A 19,784-nucleotide genomic window follows, 5' to 3' on the forward strand; every position below is an offset into this window, starting at 1 on the left:
AACCATTCACTCCAGGCGTCTTACCCCTGAAATCGATAGGGTGAACTATACGCACGGCCTCGTATAATTAAAATTAAATTGTTATGATTAAAACCATATCATTTTTCTTATACATCAATGCGCCGACTGACACTGCGCCAATTCAGGGTTTTTGGTGCGGTGGCCCGCCATCTTTCGTTTTCCCGCGCGGCCGAGGAACTGCACCTCTCGCAGCCTGCCGTCTCGATGCAGGTGCGGGGAATCGAGACCATCCTGGGAATACGGCTCACCGAACAGCTGGGGAAAAAAATCTTTCTCACCGAGGCCGGGCGCGAGGTGCTGCATGCCAGCCAGGCCATCACCGCGCGGCTGGACGACCTGCAGGCCAATCTGGCGCAGCTGCAGAGCATCGACAGCGGCCAGCTCAAGCTGGCCGCGACTTCGACCGTGAATGTCGTCGCCACCGATATCCTGGCCCGGTTTCGCGGCAGGTATCCCGAGGTATCGGTCCACCTGGATGTTTCCAACCGCGCTGCCGTGCTGGACCAGCTTGTCGGCAACCGCATCGACCTCGCCATCATGGGCCAGGTGCCGGACGGGCTGGGCCTGGAAGCCACCCGCTTCATGGACAACCCGCTGGTGGTGATCGCCCCGCCCGGCCATCCGCTGGCTGGGCAAAAGCACATCTCTGTCGAAAGCCTCGCTGCCGAATCCTTCCTGGTGCGCGAAGCCGGCTCCGGCACCCGCGGCGCGATGGAACGCTTCTTCGCCGCCCGCGGACTGGAAATCCGCAGCAGCATGGAAATGAGCAGCAACGAGGCGATCAAGCAGGCGGTGCAGGCCGGACTGGGTCTCGGCATCCTCTCGCTGCAGACGCTGGAGATGGAACTGGCGCTCAAGCGGCTGGCCGTGCTCGAAGTCGAGGGCTTTCCCATCATGCGCCACTGGTACATCGTCCACCGCGCCGATAAACGCCTCTCACCGGTGGCTCAGGCGTTCAAGGAGTTCGTGCTGGCGCCGGCGCTGGCCGAAGGGGCTGCAACGGGGAAGCCTTTCGGCTGACTGCGCGAAACTGCCTTAAAATCGCGCCAGTCGGGGCGACCCGCCCCCGGCGTCAGGATTCTCATCCGCAGGACGGTGTCCCGTCCAAGCCTGGCTTCATCCATTCAACCTGGGGCCATTCGCATGGACACCGACCCCACCGCCGCACCCGCGCCTGTCACCCTGGGTGAATCCTCCAAATACTGGCTCAAGCTCGGCTTCATCAGCTTCGGCGGCCCTGCCGATGAAGCCCCTATCCTGCGGCATCCCGCAGACGGCCCCGTGGGAGCGGTTTCAGCCGCGATGCGCCGCCAGGCGCAAAGAGCAAATGCTCGCCAGGGTCTTGCCGCGCCACCTTTGCGGGCTACCGCCCGCATCGCGGCTGAAGCCGCTCCCACGGGACTGGCCAATGCCAACAAATAACGGTGAAAAAGTTGCAAGTTCGCTATGTCACTGTTAGCTGTTGATTTATGCCTTGCCCCTCCGATGAAGCTCCAATCCTGCGGCATCCCGCAGACGGCCTCGTGGGAGCGGTTTCAGCCGCGATGCGCCGCCAGGCGCAAAGAGCAAATGCTCGCCAGGGTCTTGCCGCGCCACCTTTGCGGGCTACCGCCCGCATCGCGGCTGAAGCCGCTCCCACGGGACTGGCCAATGCCAACAAATAACGGTGAAAAAGTTGCAAGTTCGCTATGTCACTGTTAGCTGTTGATTTATGCCTTGCCCCTCCGATGAAGCTCCAACCCTGCGGCATCCCGCAGACGGCCTCGTGGGAGCGGTTTCAGCCGCGATGCGCCGCCAGGCGCAAAGAGCAAATGCTCGCCAGGGTCTTGCCGCGCCACCTTTGCGGGCTACCGCCCGCATCGCGGCTGAAGCCGCTCCCACGGGACTGGCCAATGCCAACAAATAACGGTGAAAAAGTTGCAAGTTCGCTATGTCACTGTTAGCTGTTGATTTATGCCTTGCCCCTCCGATGAAGCTCCAACCCTGCGGCATCCCGCAGACGGCCCCGTGGGAGCGGTTTCAGCCGCGATGCGCCGCCAGGCGCAAAGAGCAAATGCTCGCCAGGGTCTTGCCGCGCCACCTTTGCGGGCTACCGCCCGCATCGCGGCTAAAGCCGCTCCCACGAGGCTGGCCAACGCCAACAAATAACGGTAAAAAACCTATCTTTATATCGATATCATTACCCCTCAGGACATCGATCCGCGCTATCTTCAGGTTTAGGACGTGTATCGCACACTTACAGAAAGGAAACATGGAACCCAAAGCCCAACCCCTGAAGCGCTGCGGCTGCAACAATCCAACCGAGAAATGCGCGGATTTGGCGCGCACCGTCAAACCCGCCAAGGTCGATCCCGACGCCACGCTGGTATTCGACGTGCGCAGCGAAGCCGACTACACGGCGTCCGACGAAACCATCCCCGGCGCGCTGTGGAAAAACCCCGAGAAAATCGACGCCTGGATCGGTGCCATCCCGCGAACGCTCGACGTGGTGATCTACTGCGTGCGCGGCGGCGCGATTTCGAACAGTGTGGTCGATCGCCTGCAGGCCGCAGGCGTGAAAGCGCGCTATATCGAAGGTGGTCTCGAAGCCTACAAGGCCGCAGGTGGCAAAATTTCCCGTAAATGATTCTCAATAACCACCTTGCCGCAATGGTTGACTAATTTACTTGGTTATTCTATGTTTCGTCCATCGTAATTTTTATTACACACAAGGACGACAATCATGGAACGTGAAATCAACGGCAAAATAGTCGAAACCGACCCCGAAGGCTATCTGGTCAACCTGGAAGACTGGTCCGAGGAACTGGCCATCGAACTGGCCAAGGAGGACAAGCTGGAACTGGGCGAAGGCCACTGGAAGATCATCCATTACATGCGCGACTACTTCTCCCAGAACGGCACCGCGCCCAACCTGCGCTTCCTGCAAAAAGGCCTGAAGGAAGAATTCGGCCCGGAATGGAGCGACAAGAAATTCCTGTTCAGCCTGTACCCGTTCGGACCCGCCAAACAGGCAGGCCGCTACGCCGGCACCCCGAAACCGACCGGCTGCGTATAAATCAAGCCGCTTCGTCAAAGCCCCAGCCCCGCGACGCGGGGCTGGGGCTTTTTCATGGCGGCTCAGGGCTGGCTGCGGAACATGAAATACACCGCCCCGACCAGGCACAGCGCCGCCCACAGGAAATCCCACTTCAGTTCGACCTTCATGTACAGCACCGCGAACGGCATAAACACCGATAACGCAATCACCTCCTGCATGATCTTCAACTGCGGCAGACTCATCGCGGTGTAGCCGATACGGTTGGCCGGCACCTGCAGCAGGTACTCGAACAGGGCGATACCCCAACTGGCGAGCGCGGCGACCATCCAGGGCTTGTTGCTCATGTCTTTCAGATGCGCATACCAGGCGAAGGTCATGAAGACATTGGAAAACGTGAGCAGGATCAGGGTTTGCAGTGGGGCGGACATGGGCATCTCCGGGATACGCGGCGTCATTGTAGGGAATCCATGCGCCCGCAGCGCTGTTAAAATTCCGCCTTTCGCATTGCAAGGACCGGCATGATGAATGCGCCTCAGGTGGGGGTGGTGATGGGATCTTCCAGCGACTGGGAGGTGATGAAGCATGCGGCGATGCTGCTAAAGCAATTGGGCATCCGCTTCGAAGCCAAGGTGGTGTCCGCGCACCGCACGCCGGATCTGCTGTTCGACTACGCCTCGACTGCGGAGGCGCGCGGCCTCAAGGCGATCATCGCCGGCGCCGGCGGCGCCGCCCACCTGCCCGGGATGATCGCCGCCAAGACCATCGTGCCGGTGCTCGGTGTGCCGGTGCCGTCGAAATACCTCAAGGGCATGGATTCGCTGCTCTCCATCGTGCAGATGCCGAAGGGCATTCCGGTCGCCACCTTTGCCATCGGTGAGGCCGGCGCGGCCAACGCGGCGCTGTTTGCCGCGGCGCTGATCGCCCGTTACGACAACGGCCTGGCGGCGCAGCTCAACGACTTCCGCCGCGGCCAGTCGGACTCGGCGATGGCGATGGACCTGCCCGATGTCGAGTAAGCCGCTGCCCATCCTGCCCGGCGCGACCCTCGGCATTCTCGGCGGCGGCCAGCTCGGCCGCATGTTCACCATCGCTGCGCGCACCATGGGCTACAAGGTCATGGTGCTCGACCCCGATTTCGCCAGCCCCGCGGGGAAGATGGCCGACGTCCACCTGCAGGCCGACTACACCGACCACGGCGCCCTGCGACAGCTCGGCGCCGCCTGCGCCGCCGTCACCACCGAATTCGAGAACGTTCCTGCCGCCAGCCTGATCGAGCTGGCGAACCATTGCCGGGTGTCCCCCGGGGCAGAATCGGTTGCCATCGCGCAGGACCGCAGCCACGAGAAATCCTGGCTGCGCGAGCACGGCTTCGCCACCGCGCCATTCGCGCTGGTCGACAGCGAGGCCGGCCTCGACGCCGCGCTGGCGGCGACCGGCGCCCCGGCACTGTTGAAGGTCTCGCGCTTCGGCTACGACGGCAAGGGCCAGGCCCGGGTCGGCACGCTTGAAGAGGCGCGTGCCGCGTACCGCGAATTCGGCGGCCAGCCCTGCGTGCTGGAAGGCTTCGTCAAGCTGGAATGCGAAATGTCGGTAGTGCTGGCGCGCAGCGACACCGACGAATGCGCGCTGTTCCCGGTCGCCGAAAACCGCCACGACAACGGCATTCTCGACGTTTCCATCGTCCCCGCCCGTGTGTCCGACGCGCTGGTCCGGCAGGCGCGCGAGATGGCGCGCGCGGTGGCCGACAAGCTCGGCTACGTCGGCGTGATGGCAGTCGAGTTTTTCGTCGCCGGCGGCCGGTTGATGATCAACGAAATCGCCCCGCGCCCGCACAACTCCGGCCACTACACGCTGGACGCCTGCGTCACCGACCAGTTCGAGCAGCAGGTGCGCGCGCTATGCGGCCTGCCGCTCGGCGATACCCGCCTGCTGTCGCCGGTAACGATGGTCAACATCCTCGGCGACCGCTGGCACGACGGCGGGCCGCACTGGGACGCGCTGCTCGCGCATGACAACATCAAGCTGCACCTGTACGGCAAGGAAGCCGCGCGGCCGGGGCGCAAGATGGGCCACTTCAACGTGCTCGACGCCGATCCGGCAGCGGCGCTGAAGCTGGCCGAACAGATGCGCGATGCACTGTAGTGCATCAATTCGGGGTTGGCGCTGTGGCGCATCGATCGGTGCCGGCCGCCTTGGCGCGCTTGCGCTGGTCGCCTTGTGCGGCGCAGCCGGCGCCGCACAAGGCGACGCGCGGCTGCCGCTGCGCATCGGCCCGCATGCCTTCGTGGTCGAGGTTGCCGCCACGCCGGCTGCACGCGGGCGCGGCCTGATGGGCCGCACGCATCTTGCCGCCGACGGCGGCATGCTGTTCGTGTTCGAGCAGCCGGGCCGGCATTGCTTCTGGATGCGCGACACGCCGCTGCCGCTGTCGATTGCGTTCATCGATTCGACCGGCCGCATTACCAGCCTCGCCGACATGCAACCGCGCAGCGAATCGCAGCACTGTCCGGCCACAGACGTACGCTACGCGCTGGAGGTGCGGCAGGGCGAATTCCAGCGCCGCGGCATCATGGCGCACGCGCAGGTGGACGGCCTGCCCCGTTAGGGCGAAATCGACAGCAGCACCAGTTCAACTTCGTTGTTTCGATCATCGCTGTGCAGCACGCGCACCGGCAGGTAGTGCCGGTCGATGGCCAGCCAGACCTCGAAACGGCCGTCGCCATCGGCCATCCGCGCGAGATGCAGTGTGCGCAATGAGCCCAGTGCGGTTTCCAGGCTCGCCTCATCCCGCACCTCATAGGTGTAATCGCGCAGCTTCTTACCGTTGAAAACGGTATAGGTGAGTTGCCCGTCCGGCGGTGCGGTCAGTGCCAGCTGGAAAAACAGGCTGAGGGCGTCCTGGACCGCGCCCGGATAGGCGAAGTGGCGCGGCGCGCCCTTTGCCGGGTTCAGCGTAAGCGTCCCCTTGGCCGCGTCGAAGCGCGCGCTGCTGCGCTTGTCGCCGCGCTGATCCCAGAATTCTTCCGGCACCAGGCCGCTCGGCGCAATGCGGCCGCGGCTGGTCTGCACGAAGCGGCCACGATAAAACACGCCTGCAAGGCCGGTGGCGCCGGCCACGCTGGTGATCGTGTAGCGATCGCCTTCGTTGATCCACACCAATGTCTGCTCGCCCCTGGCCAGCCCGTAGCGCACCTGGAAATGCAGGTCGAGGCGCGGCGGCAGCGGGTTTAGTGGGGGCGCTGCCGGCTCGACCCCTGCTGCGGGCAGGCTCTCAGGCTCCGGCTCAAGCCCCGGCATTTCAACCGGTAGTTCAACCGGTAGTTCATCGGGCGGCGCAGCCATGGCGACGTCAGCGGCGACTTCCGGTATGGCCGCTTCTGCGACATTTTCGACCGGTTCAGGCAATGGGACAGGCTTGGGGCGCGATGGCGGAACAGGAGGTTTCACCGAAGGGCGCGGCGCCGCTACAAGCGGCGCCGGCATCAGCCGCGCCTCGATGGGAAGCGATTCGGGTTGGGCCTGCCACTGCGGCAGGGGCCAGGACAGCCCCTCAAGCAGCACACTATGCAGCAGTAGCGATCCCGCCAGAGCCAGCCACCATGGGCGGGCGCTGCGCCCCGTCATTTCTAGTCCTTGACGCTGGCATGCACCAGGCGCTGCTCAAGGGTGACGCCGTCTTCGCTCACCCGGATTTGCACCGGCAGGTTATTGCGCGCGGGGGCGATCCAAACAGTAACGGCTTTTTCATCGGGTTTTTGCGTGATGCGCCGGTATTGGCGGGTGGCCAATACACCCAAGGGGGTCTGCAGATTGCCGCCCTCGCTTTTCGCATAACGATAGTCGTTGAGATCGCGTCCACTCACCACCTGCAGGCTGTAGTCGGCGGGCAGGCTGGGCGCGAACATGAACTGGTACACCTGCGACAGCTGATCCTGCGCGCCATCGAGCAAGCCATCGACCGTCCACGATTTTCCTTTGTACTGCCAGGCGATGCTGCGCTGCTTCCAGTCGAGGCGCGCGGTCGCCAGCTTGTGCGGCGCGTCGCTGCGGGCGTGCCGGAATTGCGTGGGGCGCAGGCCCTGGCGGGTGACCAGGCCGGTGCTTTCGAGGCGGATGACACCCGGCCACAGCATTTTCAGCGGGCCATTCGCACGCGTTTCGCTGGTGAGGGTGTAGCGGTTGCCGCTGCGAATGAAGGTGTCGGTCACCTGGCCAAGTTTATGGCCGTTGCGGTAGAGGTCGTACACCAGGTTCATTTGCTGCGGGGCCGCCTGGGCTGCGGCGGCGAACAGGCCGGCCGCAAGAAGCAGGATCTTGAGCATGGTCACGCTCCGGTGGGAAACACAGACTGTGACGCCGGATCGTCCTTCAAGTTTACCCGGCCGTGGTTTATTTCCAGCTTGCCTTCGGCAAACCAGCGAACGGCCTGGGGATAGATGCGGTGTTCCTGCTGCAACACCCGCGCCGCCAACGTGTCGGGGGTGTCGTCCGCACGCAGCGGCACCGCGGCCTGGATGACGATGGGGCCATGATCGAGATCGGCGGTGACGAAATGTACCGTGCAGCCGTGGATCTTGATCCCCTCCGCAAGTGCGCGCTCATGGGTTTTCAGTCCCGGGAACATCGGCAGCAGCGAGGGATGGATGTTCAGCAGGCGGCCCTCGAAGCGCGCGATGAAGGTCGGGCTGAGGATGCGCATGTAGCCCGCCAGCACCACCAGATCGGGCCGGTGACGCTCGATTTCCTCGGCCAGCAGGGCGTCGAAGGCTGCGCGGTCGGGGTACGCGGTGTGGTCGAGCGCAATGGCGGTGAGGCCGCGCGCGCGCGCATAGTCCAGCCCCGCAGCATTGGGCCGGTTACTGATGACGGCGGCAATTTCAATCGGCAGTCGTGCCTCGGCAATCGCCTGAAAGTTGCTGCCGCGCCCGGACAGCAGCACGACGACGCGGATAGGGCGTATTAACACCAATTTCGCACCTGCGACGGAACCGATTCGGGATGCAGCCCGCGAAGTGAGACACGCCGCAGTGCCCGCACTGCAAGTGGTTCGCGACAAAGGGATGCGCCCGAAGCGGCTCCGTCCCTCCGGGTTGCTGCGGGAAAGCGCGTCTGCTGCGTTGCGACGCTTGGCAAGGGAATAGCCCTTGCCTGCGCGCCGCGCCTTGCATCCATCGCTTTCTCGCGGCAACGCAGATGTGAAATTGGTATTAACACGCCCTGATCACGAATAAATCACCTGCTCCGCGCCATCCGGGCGCGCGACGATTTCGCCGATGCGCCACACGGTTTCGCCGCTTGCCGTGAGGTGCGCCATTGCCGCTGCGGCGTCGCTTGCGGCCACCACGACGCACAGTCCGATACCGCAGTTGAAGGTGCGCAGCATTTCGGCCGGCTCGACGTTGCCGGCCGCCTGCAGCCAGTCGAACAGCGGTGGGCGCGCCCAGCTGGCCTGATCGACGCTGGCGGCGACGCCTTGCGGCAGGCAACGCGGCAGGTTGCCGGTGATGCCGCCGCCGGTGATGTGCGCCATGCCCTTGACGTTGAGCTTTTCCAGCAGCGAAAGCACGGGTTTGATGTAAATCCGCGTCGGCGCCATCACGGCGTCGGCAAGCGGGCGGCCGTGGAAGTCCGATCCGAGGTCGATGCCTGACACATCGATCAGCTTGCGGATCAGCGAATAGCCGTTGGAATGCGCGCCGGAAGACGCCAGCCCCAGCACCACGTCGCCCGCGACGATGTCCTGGCCGCCGATGACTTTCGATTTTTCCACCACACCGACGGCAAAGCCGGCCAGGTCGTACTCGCCTTCCGGGTACATGCCGGGCATCTCGGCGGTTTCGCCGCCGATCAGCGCGCAGCCGGCCTGCTCGCAGCCGGTGGCGATACCGGAGATCACCGCTTCGGCGGTGTCGAGGGTGAGCTTGCCGCAGGCGAAGTAGTCGAGGAAAAACAGCGGTTCGGCACCCTGCACCAGGATGTCGTTGACGCTCATTGCCACCAGGTCGATGCCGACGGTGTCGTGGCGGTTCAGCTCGAACGCCAGCTTAAGCTTGGTGCCGACGCCGTCGGTGCCGGAAACCAGCACCGGCTCCCTGAATTTCTTCGAAATCTCGACCAGCGCACCGAAGCCGCCGATGCCCGTCAGCACTTCGGGGCGCATGGTGCGCCTGGCCAGCGGCTTGATCCGTTCGACCAGCGCATCGCCGGCGTCGATATCGACCCCGGCATCTTTATAGGAAATGGATGACACGCCCGGCTCCAGAAAGCAAAAAATGGGGTATTTTACCGCCTATGTCGACTCCCCGTCCGTTCAGCCTCCCCCGGCTCGTGTTCGCCGTGCCACTCGTCGCAGGCGGACTGATCTACCTGCTCGGCCCCATCCTCACGCCCTTCCTGGCCGGCGCGCTGCTGGCCTACATGTTCGACCCGCTGGTCGACCGGCTGGAAGCGCACGGCTGGTCGCGTATGTCTGGAACCGTTGCGGTGATCGTGCTGGCGGGACTCACCGCATTAAGCCTGATTCTGATTGCCTTGCCCCTGTTTCAAGGCCAGTTCACCGAGCTGAGTCAGCGGCTCCCGGCCGCCCTCGACCTGCTGCAAACCCGCTTCCTGCCCTGGCTGCAGCAGACCTTCGGCATCGCCCCCAGCCTGGACACTCTCAAAACCTGGCTGACAAAACATGCCTCCGAAAGCGGCGCCAACTGGCTACCCACCCTGCAAACCGGTGCGCTTGCGATTGTAGGCGTGGTGGTCAACCTGCTGCTGATTCCGGTCGTGATGTTTTATTTGCTGAAGGACTGGGACGTCATGGTAGCGCGCGTCGCCGCGCTGGTGCCGCGCGACTGGACGGGAGCGGTCACCCGCGTCGCACGCGCGATGGACGCGGTGGTCGGCGAATTCATGCGCGGGCAGCTGGCGGTCATGACCATCCTCGCGCTGTATCACGGCATTGCACTATGGGCGCTGGGGCTCGACTATGCACTGCCGATCGGCATTCTCACGGGGCTGCTGTCCTTCGTCCCCTTTCTCGGAATCGGCCTGGGCCTGACGCTGGCCTTGCTGGTGGCGCTGTTGCAGTTTGCCGACTGGAGCGGGGTAGCCTGGGTGGTGGGGATTTTCGTGGTCGGCCAGCTCTTCGAAGGCTACGTGATCACCCCGCGCATCGTCGGTGAACGGGTCGGCCTGCATCCGGTTGCGGTGATCTTTGCGCTGGCGGCATTCGGCCAGTTGTTCGGCTTTGTCGGCGTGCTGCTGGCGGTGCCGCTGGCGGCGGTGCTGCTGGTGGCACTGCGCGAACTGTGCGGCGTGTACGAGGCCAGTGCCTTCTACCGCGGCGGCTATAATGCCGGCTCTCCCGATTTCGCCTCAACTGCCATGTCCGCACCCCTCCCCGGCCAGCCCCTATACGAATCGCGCATCGTCTCCCTGCCGCGGGTCCATAAGGGCAAGGTGCGCGACATCTACGCCGTCGGCGACGACAAACTGCTGATCGTCACCACCGACCGCCTGTCGGCCTTCGACGTGGTGATGCCGACGCCGATTCCCGGCAAGGGCTGCGTGCTGACCAGGGTGTCGGCGTTCTGGTTCGACAAGCTCAAAGCCATCGTGCCGAGCCAGGCACTCGATATCGCACCGGAATCGGTGGTTGCCGAAAACGAACGCGACCAGGTGGCCGGCCGCGCCATCGTGGTGAGAAAACTCAAGGCGCTGCCGGTGGAAGCCATCGTGCGCGGCTACCTGGTCGGTTCGGGCTGGAAGGAATACCAGGCCAGCCAGTCGGTATGCGGAATTACGCTGCCGGCCGGGCTGAAACAGGCCGACCGCCTGCCGCAGCCGATTTTCACCCCGTCGACCAAGGCAGCGGTCGGCGCCCACGACGAGAACATCGCGTTTGAACAAATGGCCGGGCTGATCGGCGCCGACCTGGCAAGGCAAGTGCGTGACGTCAGCCTCGCGCTGTACAAGGCTGCGGCGGAATACGCGCTGACGCGCGGCATCATCATCGCCGACACCAAGTTCGAATTCGGGCTGGATGAAAAAGGGCAGCTGGTGTGGATCGACGAGGCGCTGACCCCGGATTCGTCGCGCTTCTGGCCGGCCGACCAGTACCAGCCCGGCAGCAACCCGCCCAGCTTCGACAAGCAGTTCGTACGCGACTGGCTGGAAGCGAGCGACTGGAACAAGCAGGCGCCGGGACCGGAACTGCCCCCCGAAATCGTGACAAAGACCAGCGAAAAATACCGCGAGGCGATGACGCGATTGCTGGGATAAGTGATTGGGCCCTGGCTTATTTCAACGTCGCATTCAGAAAGTCCGCCACCGTCTCAACCATCTCACCCTCATGCCCGGTGAAGAAATGGTCGGCGCGGGCAATCATCACCTGCCTTGAGCCCTTGGCTGCCAGACTCTGCTTGCGCTTGCCGGCGTTCGCCAGCACCTGCGGCAGGTCGTTGTCGCCATACAGATCGAGAATCGGCAGTTTCACGGCCTTGTAGTCATCGACCGAAATACCCAGGCTCGCCCACGACTTCACCGCGGGGTCGGGCTTGCCGGCCATATACGCACGGCTCATGCGCGAGCCCATGCTGTGGGAGACGATGGCAATCTGCTTGTAGCCCTTGGCCTTGAGAAACGCGACCGCCTCGGCAATGCGCTCGGCGGCCTCGGGGAAGGTCGGCGGGTAGGCTTCGCCCCCGGCGTCGGCGGCGAGGATCGGCATCTGGATCGACAGGGTGGCAAAGCCGCGGTCGGCCAGTTCGGTGCGCAGGGTGCCGACCATGCCCCAGTCGGGGTGGATACCCATGCCATGAACGACGATCGCGGCCTTGCCGGTGTCAGCCACCGGGGTAAACAAGGTCAGGAATTTATGATGCCCGCGCGGCGTCTGCAGGTAGACCGGATCGCCCACCACCAGTCCGGGTACGATTTCATCCGCCCATTTCTTCTCGCGCGCATAATCCGCCACCGGCTCGGCAAACGCCGTCAGCGAAAACAGTGCAAGCAATCCAGCCGCCAGACCCAACACCATGTTTCTCTTCATTTCATCGCTCCTGCGCGTTAAAGTTCACGATCCAGCCGCCCGATAATCCAGAATCCAGCTAAACCGCTCGATTATCAATCATTCCAGGTAGAAAGTTAGTGCCCGCCACGCAACTGCGCATCGTGCCCACCACCTTGCCAACCGCGCGGCGGCGCGCGGGTGGTGATCGTCGACGACCGCAGCACTGCGCGCCGCCTGATCGCCGAGGAACTCAGTCTCACCGCGACGGAATGCGACGAGATCGAAACCGCAGCGCCGATGCACGACATCGGCAAGATCGGCATTCCCGACCTGATTCTTCTGAAGCCCGGGCGCCACACCCCGGAAGAGCGGGCCATCATGCGTCGTCACCCGCTGATCGGCCACGGAATCCTGGCCGAAAGCCCCTCGCGTTATCTGCAGATGGGCGCAATAATCGCGCTCGGTCGTCTCGAAAGATTCGACGGCAGCGGTTATCCGCAGGGTCTGGCCGGCGCAGACATCCCGCTGGCCGCGCGCATTGTGGCGATGGCCGACATATTCGACACCCTATGATGCAAACCCTGGCCCAGGGCAAGGGCATGGTGCTGACGGCGCACGTTGCGCCGCAGACGCCGTTTCACCTGCATGGCGATGCGCGCCACCTGCGCCAGGTCCTCATCAACCTGGTCGGCAATGCCATCAAGTTCACCGAACGGGGTCGGGTAGACGTGTACGTCCGCCCGACCGGGCAAAGCCATCCGCAACGGCTGCGCTTCGAGATCGTCGACACCGGCATCGGCATTCCGGAAGCCGCGCAGGCACGCATCTTCGACAGCTTCACCCAGGCCGATCCGTCCGTCACCCGCCGCTTTGGCGGCAGCGGGCTGGGCACCACCATCGCCAAGCAACTGGTGGAGACGCTGGGTGGGCAAATCGGACTGCACAGCCGCGAGGGTGAGAGCACGACCTTCCGGTTCGAGCTGCCGTGCCCTGCAGGCTGCCCCGACCCCTGCATCCGACGAACACTTCGACGCACCGATGCGGATCGCCATCCTGGCGGAGAACGAACTTGCGTCCCGCCTCCAGACGGTCATTCACGGCTGGGGGGCCGAAACCGTGACGGTGGACAACACCAGCCGGCTTGCCGCCGAACTGTCCGCCAATGCGTCGGACGGAACGCTTGTGGGCGCGGTGGTGGTGGAACGCAGCGCGCTACCGGATGACCCGGTAGCCTTTCTGCATCGGCTGCGCGAGGGCACCAGGCTGGCCGCGCCACCGGTCATCCTGGTCAAAACACCCGCCTGCGCATCCTGGTGGCGGAAGACAACGCGGTCAACCAGCGGGTGATCCGCGGCCTGCTGGAACACGCCGGCCACGAGGTTCACCTGACGCACGACGGCGAGGAAGCACTGGCGATGCTCGAATCCATCGGGCAACCCTATCATCTGGCCATTATCGACATGCACATGCCGCAGCTGTCCGGGCCCGAGGTGGTGCAACGCTGGTGGTTCATGGAAAACGGCCACCTGCCCATCATCATGCTCACCTCCGACGCGCGCGCCGGGGCGCAGGCCGCCTGCGAGGAAGCGGGGGCCGACAGTTTCCTCACCAAGCCGGTCAACAGCCGCGATCTCATTGATGCCATCGCCAGGCTGGTCGCCCGGCAGGCCCCCACCCCTGCGGACAAGGCAACGTCACCGGAACAATGGGACGGGGAGCTTGATGAGCGCGTACTGAACGAGCTGACGCAACTGGGCGGCACGGCCTTCGTGGAAGGCCTGATCGCCAGCTTTGAAGAAGAGAGCGGGCGCACGCTGCGCGACATCGAACATACGCTGGCTGCCCAGGATTACGGACAATGGCACCATCATCTGCACAAGCTGAAAGGCGGCGCTCGCGATCTCGGTGCCAACCCGCTGGCGCAACGATGCGTCGAAGCCGAGCACATCAAGGCGTTCGGACTCGCAACCCGGCTGGCGCATGACAGGCAGGACTCCGCGACGCGACGCCTAAAACGTCCAGACCATGCGCAGCGCCAACACCCCCAGCAGCAGTGCAAAAACCCGCTTCAGTGGGCGCACCGGCAGACGGTGCGCGGTGCGCGCACCGAGCGGCGCGGTCAATACGCTGCCCAGCACGATGCCGGCAAGCGCCGGCAGATAAATGTAGCCGAGGCTGCCGGCGGGCAGGCCGCTCGCATTCCAGCCGCCCAGCAGATAGCCGACTGCGCCGGCGACGGCAATCGGGAAGCCGATCGCGGCCGAGGTGGCGATCGCCCGGTGCAGCGGCACGTTGTGCCACAGCATGAACGGCACCGACAGGGTGCCACCGCCGATACCGACCCAGCTCGACACCGCACCGATCACGCCGCCCGCCAGTGTCGTCCCGGCGCGCCCCGGCAATTCGCGATGCGGCGCCGGCTTGAAGTCCAGCCACATCTGGATGGCGGCGTAAAACAGGAAGGCGACAAAAAACAGCTTCAGCACCAGAGCCGACATCTGCGCCGCCAGCATGGCGCCAATCAGCGTGCCGAGCAGGATGCCGGGTGTAATGCGCCGTAGCAGCGACCACTCGACCGCGCCGTGGCGATGGTGCGCGCGCACGCTGGAGAGCGAGGTGAACAGGATCGAGGCCAGCGAGGTGCCGAGCGCCAATTGCGGTTCCACGCCGGCGGCAAGGCCCTGCGCGTGCAGCAGCATGATCAGAACCGGCACGATGATGAGCCCGCCGCCGACGCCGAGCAGGCCGGCGACGAAGCCGACCGCCAGGCCGAGACCGACATAGGCCGCGAGCAAGGTCGGATCGAAAATCAAACCGAAACCCTTTTGAACCGCAGAGACACGGAGACACGGAGGAAACAGGGGTTTGTCTGCGAGTCGCGTCCGGCGGGTTCAATGCCGGCACAACGCGCGTATTTCGCTGTGCCTCTGTGTCTCTGTGGGGGAAAGCCCGGCATTAAAGATGCTTGACGATGAAAGCGTATTCGGCCGGATCGACCGGCGTGATCGACAGCCGGTTGCCCTTTTGCAGGATGCGCATGTGGGCGAGCTGCGGATAGCCGCGGATTTCGGACAGCGGCATCAGTCGCGTCTTCTTCACCAGCTTCACGTCCACATTGAACCAGCGCGGCGTTTCCGGCGTGGCCTTGGGGTCGAAGTACTTGTTCGCGGGATCGAACTGGGTAGCGTCGGGATAGGCCGCCATGCCGACCTCGGCCAGCCCGACGATGCCCGGCTCGGCGCACGACGAATGGTAGAACAGCACCTTGTCGCCGGGCCGCATCTGGTCGCGCATGAAATTGCGCGCCTGATAGTTGCGCACGCCGTACCAGGCGACGCTTTGGTTCGGCATGGCGGCGAGGTCATCGATGCTGACGTCGCTGGGCTCGGATTTCATTAGCCAGTAGCGCATTTTTTATAGCGGAGAGCGGAGAGGGTCAGGCGCGATTGATCAGGGTGCCGACGCCTTCGGGGGTCAGGATTTCCAGCAGCAGGGCGTGCTCGACCCGGCCGTCGATGATGTGCGCGGTCTTGACGCCGCTGTTCACCGCGTCGACCGCGTAGCCGACCTTGGGAATCATGCCGCCGGAGATGGTGCCGTCGGCGATCCGCTCGTTCACCTGCCGCGGTGTCAGGCCGGTGAGAAGCGTGCCCTCCTTGTCCAGCACCCCCGGGGTGTTGGTGAGAAAAATGACCTTCTCCGCCTTCAGCACGCCCGCCAGCTTGCCGGCCGCGACATCGGCGTTGATGTTGTAGGCATTGCCTTCCGCGTCGGTGCCGAGCGGCGCGACCACCGGAATGAAATCGCCCGAGTCGAGCAGCTGGATGAGCTTCGGATCGATGCTGGTGATCTCGCCCACCTGGCCGATATCGAGAAACTTGCCAAGCTCTTCCTGGCTCGCCATCAGCATTTTCTTGGCGTAGATGAAATTGCCGTCCTTGCCGGTCAGCCCCACCGCCTTGCCGCCGTGCTTGTTGATGAGGGTGACGATGTCCTGGTTGACCAGGCCGCCGAGCACCATTTCCACCACGTCGAGCGTTTCCTCGTCGGTCACCCGCATGCCCTGGATGAAGTCGGACTGCTTGCCGATTTTCTTCAGCAGATTGGCGATCTGCGGACCGCCGCCGTGCACCACCACCGGGTTCATCCCCACCAGCTTCAACAGCACCACGTCCTTGGCGAAGGCTTCCATCAGATGCCGCTCGGTCATGGCGTTGCCGCCGTACTTGATGACGATGGTCTTGTCGTAGAAACGCTGAATGTAGGGCAGCGCCTCGGACAGGATGCCGACCTTCTCGGCAGCGGTGTGGAGGGGAATCATGGCGGCTCCGGTTTGAGTTTGCGCGGATTTTACGCCAATAAAAAAGAAGGCGGCACGAAGTCGCCTCTTAACCGCGAAGGCCTGGCCGCCACTAAAGGGCCCTCATCGCTCGCGCAATGCGCGACAAGGATCGTCGACGGATACGCTCGACACCCACGCCTGGCTGGCCGACCATGGCGATTATCTGTTACCGAAAAAATCTGTAAGGAACTGGACATCTCGCCGACGAATTGCTGGGTACTGCTGCATCGGGCACGGGTGTTCACGACGTCGTGCCGACGCTACTGGAACGCGGCTTCAACATTCCACCGCTGGCTGACCTCGCGCGCGAAACCGAGCGCATCGCACACCCAGGCGCAGCACCAACGACATGAACACGCCCGCCACGCTTCCTGAATTCCAGCGCTACCAGTTCACCTTCACTGCGCACATCCGCGATCCCGCTGCGAATTCGCAGCCGGCCGGCGTCGAAGCGCGGCGCCATACCGGAGAGCGGTCAGGACGCGTTGTGGGAGGCCCGCCCTTGGGCCGAAAACTGCGCCGGTTATTTAGTGCTGGTTATGCTGCATGGGCATGCCGCCGCCCATGGGTGCGCGGGCTTCTGCCTTCACTTCGACGATCTGCTGCTTGCCGCCCGATTCCACCACCAGCGTTAGCGGGATCACATCACCAGCGGCGATCGGCTTTTTCAAATTCATTAGCATGATGTGAAAACCGCCGGGTTCGAGCGAAACGGTCTTGCCTTTCGGCAGGTCGATCGCTTTTACTTCGCGCATCCGCATCACGTCGCCGTCCATCTTCATTTCATGCATTTCCACCCGCGGCACCGCCGGGCTGGACGCACTCAACAAACGCGCATCGGCATCGGACTGAATCTGCATATAGGCACCGCTGACCGATTGTCCCGGCATGGTGGCGCGGGCCCAGGCATCGGTCACGCTGATGTTGGCGGCCCAGGCGGGCAGGCTGACGGCGCTGGCCAGAAGTGCGGCGGCAAACGTGGTTTTCATCTGTTTCTCCTTGAATAAAAATCAGAACTTGAACGTCAGTGCAGTATAGATTGATCGTCCCATGCCGGGAACGGCGTAACCATATGGCCAACCAGCTCCTGCCGACATTGTCCTCCCCTGACCCACATACGCTCCACCCAAAGGAAGGTCATAGAGCCTATCGAAGACATTCTCTATGCCCACATCCAACCGTGCCTGTTTCCACGCATAGCTGCTGCGCAGATTCAGCAAGCCATAACCCGCGGTTTCAAGTTCCTTGCGAATTTGCGACACATCATCCTTGGCATCCACCAATTCGACTTCCGCAGTATTGGTCCAGCGGCCCTGGCGTTGCACGACGGCCAGTTTCGCGTTTAGCGGCATGATATTGTAGAGATTATCTTCCGTGCCAGACGTGGTTTCTCCCTTAACGTAGTTCAGTATGCCGGTCGCTGTGAAACTGCCGTAACTGGTGTTTTTGGCCAGCGGGAAGTAACCGGATACATCCAGGCCGTAGAGCTGGGCGTCCTGGTTGACATACTTGAGATACACGTATCCATTTGACGTGGTTGAAAAGAGCTCTGCGTTGATGTAATCCTGTACGTAAGTGTAGTAAGGCGTGACTTTCAGCCCCCAGTTCTCCTGTGCGGCATCATGCCAGCCGGCCGTGGCGCTGAGTGTGTGCGCTACCTCCGGCTCCAGATCGAGATTGCCGACGTAGCCATTGCCATCGCCAACCATATTGATCATGCTCATGGCCATGCCGCCGGTTGACCAGGAATAGCGCTCATAGAGGTTGGGCGAGCGGGTTTTCCGGGCATAGCCGAATTCGATGGTCTGTGTTTTGGTTGGCGTAAAGCGGGCCAGCGCGGTCAGGTCGATGTTGTGGTCGGTTTTCTGGCGGTCGGCATTATTGAAGGCGGTCGCGTCGGCCGTGTAATTGGCGTTGTATCCCTGCACCTCGCCGGTATCCATGTCGACCTTTTCGTAACGCAAGCCGAACTGCGTCAACCACTGCGGATTCCATTGCGCTTCCCACTCGCCGAAAGCCGCCAGGCGGTCGCGTTCGCCGTCATTGATGCTCAGGAAGGTATCTGGCCACATGCCGCCACCGGACGGATCCCACCAGTCGCTGAAACGATAACGCTGATATTCGCCGCCCACCCTGAGGGTGTCGCGAGCTGAAAGCTGGATGTCACCCTTGACCACGGCGCCGCTGTTTCTTCCTTCCGTATCCATCGGCATACCGGCAGCGGGTACGGGCGTGCCCGGCGGCAATGTTTTAGTTGTGTAGTACCAGAATTCCTTGTCCTCCATGAAGTTCATCTTGTGCCGCGTATCTTCGTTATAGGCCCGTGCTTCCAGCGTGCCCCAGTCGTACTGGCCCTTGTAGCGCAGATTGACCTGCTCGCTCTCGTTACTGGTCATGTCCATGCGTTGGTTAGGAAAGCCCTGGTAGGGAATATCCTGCACGCCCAGCTTGAGTTCAACCAGATGATTTTCATGACGCATCGCGAATCCAAGCGACTGGTTGCGTGATTTATAGGCGGAAGAACCTACCTCATCTCCGTCCAGCCAAGTTGACCCGTTGATAGTATTTGGCACCAGGCCGGCCGGCTTGAAATCCCCACCCGCCTTGTAATTGTCGGATTCCGCAGTTGATCCGCTATAGGTCACACTCACCGTGTCGCTTGCGATGGTTGCCGAAAGATTGCCGCCAAAGGCATTGCCGTTGCTGCGGTAGAACGCGCCGGCCTCACCCTTCTTCAATACGCCTTCGCCCGCCTTCGCGAACTCCGGTGCGGCCGAATCTACCAGAATGGTGCCGCCGATGCTGTCGCCGCCCGAACTCACTGGCGCGAGGCCGGAAAACACCTGGATGCTCTCCACGTTGCTTGGGTCGATGTAGGAAAGCGCGGGGTTCATATGGTTGCCGCACGCCGAAATCAGGTCCATGCCATCGACCTTGATGCGCAGACGGTCGTCCGCCAGGCCGTGGATCGACGGTAGACTGGACACGCCGCCGGCGCCGTACAGGCTCACCCCCGGCACATCGCGAAGCAGGCTGGCCGTGTCGCTGGTCGTGGCCCGCAGCGAGGGCAGGTCTTCAACCACAACGCCGGCCGGTGCCACGACTTCCGGCGTGCCGGTCACCACAATTGTCATCAGGGGGGAGGCGTCTTCCGCGCTGGCCGTGACGGGCAACAGGCTGGCGGCAATCAGCAAAGGCAGCAGGCGGGGAACGAAAGCAGGCGTTTTCATGGCGCATGACGGAGAGAAAAAGGGATTTAATTGTCTCTTATTGGCCGCTTCAGCGGAATGTGACATATCGTCGCAGGGCAGGCCGGGAGCGTTTGGCAGCGTGGCTTTCAGGCCGGGGGCCGGCAGAAAAACGCACCGGCGGACAACAACCAG

General features: G+C 63.2%; 22 protein-coding genes and 2 pseudogenes. 13 read left to right on the top strand and 11 right to left on the bottom strand.

What is annotated here, in order from left to right:
• Positions 1 to 117: 117 nt before the first annotated feature.
• The 4 genes from ACZ41T_RS08875 to ACZ41T_RS08890 all read left to right on the top strand — a co-directional run bounded on the left by ACZ41T_RS08875 (position 118) and on the right by ACZ41T_RS08890 (position 3,076).
• Positions 118 to 1,041: a LysR family transcriptional regulator gene (locus tag ACZ41T_RS08875; protein ID WP_464921040.1), complete on the top strand. Its 924-nt coding sequence runs from the start codon at positions 118 to 120 to the stop codon at positions 1,039 to 1,041.
• A gap of 123 nt (positions 1,042 to 1,164) precedes the next feature.
• Positions 1,165 to 1,443 carry a hypothetical protein gene (locus ACZ41T_RS08880; RefSeq protein ID WP_464921041.1) on the top strand — a complete coding sequence of 93 codons (279 nt, stop codon included), beginning with the start codon at positions 1,165 to 1,167 and terminating at the stop codon, positions 1,441 to 1,443.
• Between the two features lie 829 nt (positions 1,444 to 2,272).
• The gene (locus ACZ41T_RS08885; RefSeq protein ID WP_464921042.1) at positions 2,273 to 2,647 is read left to right on the top strand and encodes a rhodanese-like domain-containing protein; all 375 of its coding nucleotides are present in this window, start codon (positions 2,273 to 2,275) and stop codon (positions 2,645 to 2,647) included.
• Positions 2,648 to 2,743: 96 nt separating this feature from the next.
• A complete protein-coding gene (locus ACZ41T_RS08890) occupies positions 2,744 to 3,076 on the top strand; it encodes a TusE/DsrC/DsvC family sulfur relay protein (protein WP_464921043.1) in 333 nt (110 codons plus the stop codon).
• 62 nt (positions 3,077 to 3,138) lie between these two features.
• Here ACZ41T_RS08890 and ACZ41T_RS08895 read toward each other — a convergent pair whose 3' ends face one another.
• Positions 3,139 to 3,486, bottom strand: coding sequence for a DMT family protein (locus tag ACZ41T_RS08895; protein ID WP_464921044.1), 348 nt, complete (start codon positions 3,484 to 3,486; stop codon positions 3,139 to 3,141).
• Positions 3,487 to 3,576: 90 nt separating this feature from the next.
• On the opposite strand from ACZ41T_RS08895, the gene purE reads away from it, so the two are divergent.
• The 3 genes from purE to ACZ41T_RS08910 are packed head-to-tail and all read left to right on the top strand — an operon-like array spanning position 3,577 to position 5,663.
• On the top strand, positions 3,577 to 4,074 hold the full coding sequence (gene purE / locus ACZ41T_RS08900) for a 5-(carboxyamino)imidazole ribonucleotide mutase (protein ID WP_464921045.1): 498 nt from the start codon (positions 3,577 to 3,579) through the stop codon (positions 4,072 to 4,074).
• Complete coding sequence (locus tag ACZ41T_RS08905) at positions 4,064 to 5,200, top strand: 5-(carboxyamino)imidazole ribonucleotide synthase (protein WP_464921046.1); 1,137 nt, start codon at positions 4,064 to 4,066, stop codon at positions 5,198 to 5,200. Before purE ends, ACZ41T_RS08905 begins: the two co-directional genes overlap by 11 nt.
• Positions 5,190 to 5,663 carry a DUF192 domain-containing protein gene (locus ACZ41T_RS08910; protein ID WP_464921047.1) on the top strand — a complete coding sequence of 158 codons (474 nt, stop codon included), beginning with the start codon at positions 5,190 to 5,192 and terminating at the stop codon, positions 5,661 to 5,663. The genes ACZ41T_RS08905 and ACZ41T_RS08910 overlap by 11 nt, the downstream gene beginning before the upstream one ends.
• Here the strand turns inward: ACZ41T_RS08910 and ACZ41T_RS08915 are convergent.
• From ACZ41T_RS08915 to purM, 4 genes are all read right to left on the bottom strand, one after another.
• A complete protein-coding gene (locus ACZ41T_RS08915) occupies positions 5,660 to 6,682 on the bottom strand; it encodes a DUF3108 domain-containing protein (protein WP_464921048.1) in 1,023 nt (340 codons plus the stop codon). The two genes, ACZ41T_RS08910 and ACZ41T_RS08915, sit on opposite strands and share 4 nt — an antisense overlap.
• A 2-nt stretch (positions 6,683 to 6,684) precedes the next feature.
• Entirely contained in the window at positions 6,685 to 7,380 is a 696-nt protein-coding gene (locus ACZ41T_RS08920) for a DUF3108 domain-containing protein (RefSeq protein ID WP_464921049.1), read from the bottom strand.
• A gap of 2 nt (positions 7,381 to 7,382) precedes the next feature.
• Positions 7,383 to 8,018 carry a phosphoribosylglycinamide formyltransferase gene (gene purN, locus ACZ41T_RS08925; RefSeq protein ID WP_464923952.1) on the bottom strand — a complete coding sequence of 212 codons (636 nt, stop codon included), beginning with the start codon at positions 8,016 to 8,018 and terminating at the stop codon, positions 7,383 to 7,385.
• A 261-nt stretch (positions 8,019 to 8,279) separates the two neighbouring features.
• A complete protein-coding gene (gene purM / locus ACZ41T_RS08930) occupies positions 8,280 to 9,308 on the bottom strand; it encodes a phosphoribosylformylglycinamidine cyclo-ligase (RefSeq protein ID WP_464921050.1) in 1,029 nt (342 codons plus the stop codon).
• Positions 9,309 to 9,349: 41 nt separating this feature from the next.
• On the opposite strand from purM, the pseudogene ACZ41T_RS08935 reads away from it, so the two are divergent.
• Together ACZ41T_RS08935 and ACZ41T_RS08940 are read left to right on the top strand one after the other, a co-directional pair.
• Positions 9,350 to 10,294: pseudogene (locus tag ACZ41T_RS08935) on the top strand (AI-2E family transporter); the annotation flags it as partial.
• Between the two features lie 138 nt (positions 10,295 to 10,432).
• Positions 10,433 to 11,329 carry a phosphoribosylaminoimidazolesuccinocarboxamide synthase gene (locus ACZ41T_RS08940; RefSeq protein WP_464923953.1) on the top strand — a complete coding sequence of 299 codons (897 nt, stop codon included), beginning with the start codon at positions 10,433 to 10,435 and terminating at the stop codon, positions 11,327 to 11,329.
• Between the two features lie 16 nt (positions 11,330 to 11,345).
• Here ACZ41T_RS08940 and ACZ41T_RS08945 read toward each other — a convergent pair whose 3' ends face one another.
• Positions 11,346 to 12,098, bottom strand: coding sequence for an alpha/beta hydrolase (locus ACZ41T_RS08945; protein WP_464921051.1), 753 nt, complete (start codon positions 12,096 to 12,098; stop codon positions 11,346 to 11,348).
• A gap of 162 nt (positions 12,099 to 12,260) precedes the next feature.
• Between ACZ41T_RS08945 and ACZ41T_RS08950 the strand changes: the two genes are divergently transcribed.
• The 3 genes and pseudogenes from ACZ41T_RS08950 to ACZ41T_RS08960 form a co-directional block, all read left to right on the top strand.
• The gene (locus tag ACZ41T_RS08950; RefSeq protein WP_464921052.1) at positions 12,261 to 12,632 is read left to right on the top strand and encodes an HD-GYP domain-containing protein; all 372 of its coding nucleotides are present in this window, start codon (positions 12,261 to 12,263) and stop codon (positions 12,630 to 12,632) included.
• Positions 12,629 to 13,282: an ATP-binding protein gene (locus ACZ41T_RS08955; RefSeq protein WP_464921053.1), complete on the top strand. Its 654-nt coding sequence runs from the start codon at positions 12,629 to 12,631 to the stop codon at positions 13,280 to 13,282. The genes ACZ41T_RS08950 and ACZ41T_RS08955 overlap by 4 nt, the downstream gene beginning before the upstream one ends.
• A 120-nt stretch (positions 13,283 to 13,402) precedes the next feature.
• Positions 13,403 to 13,963, top strand: a pseudogene (locus ACZ41T_RS08960) (response regulator); the annotation flags it as partial.
• Positions 13,964 to 14,068: 105 nt separating this feature from the next.
• Here ACZ41T_RS08960 and ACZ41T_RS08965 read toward each other — a convergent pair.
• From ACZ41T_RS08965 to argB, 3 genes are all read right to left on the bottom strand, one after another.
• Positions 14,069 to 14,872 (bottom strand): sulfite exporter TauE/SafE family protein, encoded by an 804-nt coding sequence (locus ACZ41T_RS08965; RefSeq protein WP_464921054.1) that lies wholly within the window; start codon positions 14,870 to 14,872, stop codon positions 14,069 to 14,071.
• Between the two features lie 142 nt (positions 14,873 to 15,014).
• Complete coding sequence (locus tag ACZ41T_RS08970; protein WP_464921055.1) at positions 15,015 to 15,470, bottom strand: EVE domain-containing protein; 456 nt, start codon at positions 15,468 to 15,470, stop codon at positions 15,015 to 15,017.
• Positions 15,471 to 15,495: 25 nt separating this feature from the next.
• Positions 15,496 to 16,380 carry an acetylglutamate kinase gene (gene argB, locus ACZ41T_RS08975; RefSeq protein ID WP_464921056.1) on the bottom strand — a complete coding sequence of 295 codons (885 nt, stop codon included), beginning with the start codon at positions 16,378 to 16,380 and terminating at the stop codon, positions 15,496 to 15,498.
• A gap of 230 nt (positions 16,381 to 16,610) precedes the next feature.
• On the opposite strand from argB, the gene ACZ41T_RS08980 reads away from it, so the two are divergent.
• Positions 16,611 to 16,754: a hypothetical protein gene (locus tag ACZ41T_RS08980; protein WP_464921057.1), complete on the top strand. Its 144-nt coding sequence runs from the start codon at positions 16,611 to 16,613 to the stop codon at positions 16,752 to 16,754.
• Between the two features lie 174 nt (positions 16,755 to 16,928).
• Here the strand turns inward: ACZ41T_RS08980 and ACZ41T_RS08985 are convergent, their stop codons facing one another.
• Together ACZ41T_RS08985 and ACZ41T_RS08990 are read right to left on the bottom strand one after the other, a co-directional pair.
• A complete protein-coding gene (locus ACZ41T_RS08985) occupies positions 16,929 to 17,390 on the bottom strand; it encodes a copper chaperone PCu(A)C (protein WP_464921058.1) in 462 nt (153 codons plus the stop codon).
• Positions 17,391 to 17,411: 21 nt separating this feature from the next.
• Positions 17,412 to 19,631: a TonB-dependent receptor gene (locus ACZ41T_RS08990; protein WP_464921059.1), complete on the bottom strand. Its 2,220-nt coding sequence runs from the start codon at positions 19,629 to 19,631 to the stop codon at positions 17,412 to 17,414.
• Positions 19,632 to 19,784 lie beyond the last annotated feature (153 nt).

The sequence above is a fragment of the Thiobacillus thiophilus genome (genome assembly GCF_055378705.1).